The sequence below is a fragment of the uncultured Cetobacterium sp. genome, assembly GCF_947039425.1.
Taxonomy (GTDB): Bacteria; Fusobacteriota; Fusobacteriia; order Fusobacteriales; family Fusobacteriaceae; genus Cetobacterium_A.
Genome location: NZ_CAMQYW010000199.1, coordinates 1 through 3,669 on the forward strand (window position 1 = coordinate 1; position 3,669 = coordinate 3,669).

Here is a 3,669-nt window from a genome sequence, read left to right on the forward strand (position 1 = left end):
CTCAATGGGAATGAATATGAATGCAACTCTTGATTGGTTATTTGAACTAACATTAGAGGAGTTAGAGCATTATTTAAAACTAGCAGAAGAATTCTATAAAAAAATAGGAGATTAAATGGCAAGAGGAAAAGGTTTTGAAGTTGTTATGAAATTAGCGGCAAAACTAGATAGATCTGTTCCTAATAAAATTCAAGTTCTAGCTCAAAGAGTTAATACTTTAAAAGATAAACAAAAAACTTTAAATAATGTTTCTAAAATGTATCCAAAACATTTAGCCAAACATATTATTGAATACAATAGAATGGGATCAAAATTAAAAGAATTAGGTAAGTTGAAAGACTCAGAAATAGGACTAAGCAAAGACCAGGAAAAAGAATATAAAAATCTAGTTAAGCAACATATAAAGCTTGAAAAAGTAATAACAAAGGAAAAATCAGCTTTTAAAAGGTATTCTATGGAACTAATCAAACTAAAAATACCTTTTGGAGGGCTGCAAAATGAAATAAAAAAAACAGGTTATGAATTAGATAAATTAGGCAAAAAGCAAAGATTATTTAATAAGATATCATCATTAAAATCTGGTGCAGGGAATATGGCTAAAAAAGCTATAAGTGCAAGTAAAAAATATCTTGTAGGAGCTGCCATTGGTGGAGTTTTAGCAGGTGGATATGCAGTCCAAGATTCAGCAAGAGTTTATATGGATTTTAGTGGTCAAATGAAAAGAGTACAAGCTATTAGTGGTGCTACTAAAAAGGAATTTGCTTTACTTGAAAAAGAAGCAATGAAGTTAGGAGCAACAACATCTTTTACAGCTAGTCAAGCTGCAGCAGGAATGGAAAAATTTGCTTTAGCAGGATTTAAAACAAAAGATATTATTGCATCAATGCCTGGAATGTTAAATTTAGCAGCAGCTTCTGGAGAAGATCTAGCTTTAGTTTCAGATATTGTTTCTGATAATATGACAGCATTTAAATTAAATGCAAAAGATGCAGGAAAAATAGCAGATGTATTTGCATATACAATGTCAAAGACAAATACAACAGTAAGTATGTTAGGAGAAGCTTTTAAATACGTTGCTCCAAGTGCAAGTGGATTAAATGTATCAATAGAACAAACATCTGCATTATTAGGATTACTTGCAGATAAAGGAATAAAAGGATCTCAAGCAGGAACAGGGCTAAATGCTATGTTTAGTAGACTTTTAAAAGACAGTAAAGAGTTTAATAATCTTGGAATTGATATAAAAGATTCTAAAGGTAAATTTTTATCTGTAGATAAAATCTTAAAACAATTTGGTTCATTTTTTAAGAAAGAAAAAATGGATCCTGTACAAATTCAAACATTTTTAGTTAAAGCTTTTGGAGAACAAGGCTATAGAGTCGCTCAAAGTTTACTAGATGGTAGTAAAGAAATTAATGGAGTAGTTTATAACGGAGTTGAAAGAATAACAGCTCAAATAGGGGCTACATATAAAGAAAGTTTAGGAAAAGCAGAACAAATGAAAGATGTAATGCTAGAAGATGCTAAAGGAACTTGGACTTTATTTACTTCAGCACTTGATGGACTTAAGATTACTTTAGGAAGAAAAATATTAAGTGAATCTTCTTTAAATACTATTAAAAAAGCAACTGGCTATATATCAGAACTAACAAATGTTCTCCAGGGAAATTTAAATAATAGTAAAGCCAATATCTTCTGGCAAAAATTAGGAAATGATTTAAGAACATATCTTCTTCCTGGATTTGAGGCTTTAAAAAGTATTATATTAGACCCTGGAATATTGAATATGCTTAAATTAATCTTTGGAACAATTTATAAGACAACTTTATGGATATTAAGCTTATTTGGTTCATTGGCTAAGTGTTTAGCTTGGATAAATGATTTGTTTGGCCTTGATAACATAATAGTCTTTATAGCAGCACTAAAAACTGTAGGAGTCTTATTTGGAGCAATTAGTGGACCAATAGGATGGATTGCTACAGGAATAGTAACTTTACTTTATTTATTCCATAAGTTTGGAGGAGTAAAAGCAAATTTATTAGGGATATGGGAAGTATTTAAACAATGGATAATGATATTAATTTCTGTTGGAGATTTATTCTTTTCAATTTTAAATCCATTTAAAGTTCTTTATGACTTAGGAACAGCTTTTTGGAGTAGTTGGGATAGTTCTAAGGGAATAATCGAAAATTTAAAAAGTGGTTTCTTTGGATTCTTTGATGGAATAACAGAAAAAATAAAGTTAGTTGGAAGTAATTTTATGGCTTTAGGAGATAAGATTAAAAACATTCCAGTTGTAGGAGCTTTATTAGACAAGCTAGGAATAGGAAATACAGAAATAAAGCCTGATGGAAGTCATAGAACAGGTCTTGATTATGTACCATATGATGGATATATTGCTGAATTACACAAAGGTGAAAGAGTTTTAACTGCTGAAGAAAATACAACTGTTGGAACTATGATAAATAGAGCTAATAATTTAAATGAAAAATCAAATGATAATAAGAATGAAAAAGAAAAAGGTAGTATCTCCATAACCTTTGGAGATTTCAATTTTACTTTTGGAAACATATCTTCTTCAAGTTCAGATGATTTTTCAAGCTTACTTACTAATGAAATAGCTAAAGCTAAAGAAGAAATACTTAAAACAGTAACAAAGGAGGTTAGAGATGCTATTAGAACAAAAATCTAGTTATATAACAAAACAAAATGATACTTGGGATTTAATATCATATAAAGTTTATAAAAGTCATGAATACATAGAAGTTCTTAAAGATGCTAATTCAGATTTAAGTAAAATAGTAATCTTTCCTCCAGAACTAGCTATTGTAATTCCTACAATAAATATTAGTTCAACAGGAGATGAGCCAACATGGTTTCAAGAATGAGAAATGCCTATATAGGCTTAATATATGAAGATAAAGAAAAGGAGCTAAGTAATGAACTTAGCTCTATAACTATTATAGATAATTTATCTGGAGTAATTGATAGTATTGATATAGAGTTAAAAAATGACAAAAACAAATTATTATCTAAAGAAAATCAACTAGAAATTGGTGGGAAATTATCTTTAGATTTATTTACTGAAAATTGGATCTCAAAATCAGAAGGAATTAAAAAATATGTATTAGGAACTTATTATATTGATGAAAGAGATATTAATCAGACTACAGGTAGTATTAAGGCCTTATCAATTCCTTTAGGAAGCTCTCAAGATGAATTAAATACAAAAACTTGGGGAGAGATTTCTCTACAAAAATTAAATGAAGAATTTGCTAATAAATATAAGATAAAATCATTTTTCTATTCAAAAAGAAATCCACTCTTAGTTGATATTAAACAAGAGAATGAACCTGATTTACAATTTTTACTTAAAATAGCACAACAAGAAGGTTTGAATTTTAAAATAAATGCAAATAAATTAATAATGTTTGATACTGAAGAATATGAAAAAAAAGAACCTAAGTATGACTTAGATTTAAATAATCATATTTATAACTTTACAGAAAATACTAAAGATATTTATACAAAAGTTGAAGTAACATATTTAAAGTCAAAACTTTTAGAAAATGAAGTAGTTGTATATGATTTAAAAGATTTAGGAATTACTCCTCCAGGAAATTTAAAAGAAAAAGTTCTAAAGATAAAAAGCAGGAGTAAAAGTGGTGA

The 3,669-nt window shown here is 28.3% G+C and carries 3 protein-coding genes; all 3 read left to right on the plus strand.

Translation table 11 applies throughout. From position 1 onward, the window contains the following. Nucleotides 1-115 precede the first annotated feature (115 nt). A complete protein-coding gene (locus tag Q0V09_RS09065; RefSeq protein ID WP_297488719.1) occupies nucleotides 116-2,692 on the plus strand; it encodes a phage tail tape measure protein in 2,577 nt (858 codons plus the stop codon). Continuing rightward, the gene (locus Q0V09_RS09070) at nucleotides 2,670-2,888 is read left to right on the plus strand and encodes a tail protein X (protein WP_297488721.1); all 219 of its coding nucleotides are present in this window, start codon (nucleotides 2,670-2,672) and stop codon (nucleotides 2,886-2,888) included. Before Q0V09_RS09065 ends, Q0V09_RS09070 begins: the two co-directional genes overlap by 23 nt. Further along, on the plus strand, nucleotides 2,873-3,669 hold a 797-nt coding region (locus tag Q0V09_RS09075), incomplete at its 3' end, for a hypothetical protein (RefSeq protein WP_297488724.1). The genes Q0V09_RS09070 and Q0V09_RS09075, both read left to right, overlap by 16 nt.

What these genes read in the sequence shown, in the direction of transcription:
- Q0V09_RS09065 (WP_297488719.1), top strand. Translation starts at nt 116, where the DNA reads ATGGCAAGAGGAAAAGGTTTTGAAGTTGTTATGAAATTAGCGGCAAAA.
- Q0V09_RS09070 (WP_297488721.1), top strand. Translation starts at nt 2,670, where the DNA reads ATGCTATTAGAACAAAAATCTAGTTATATAACAAAACAAAATGATACT.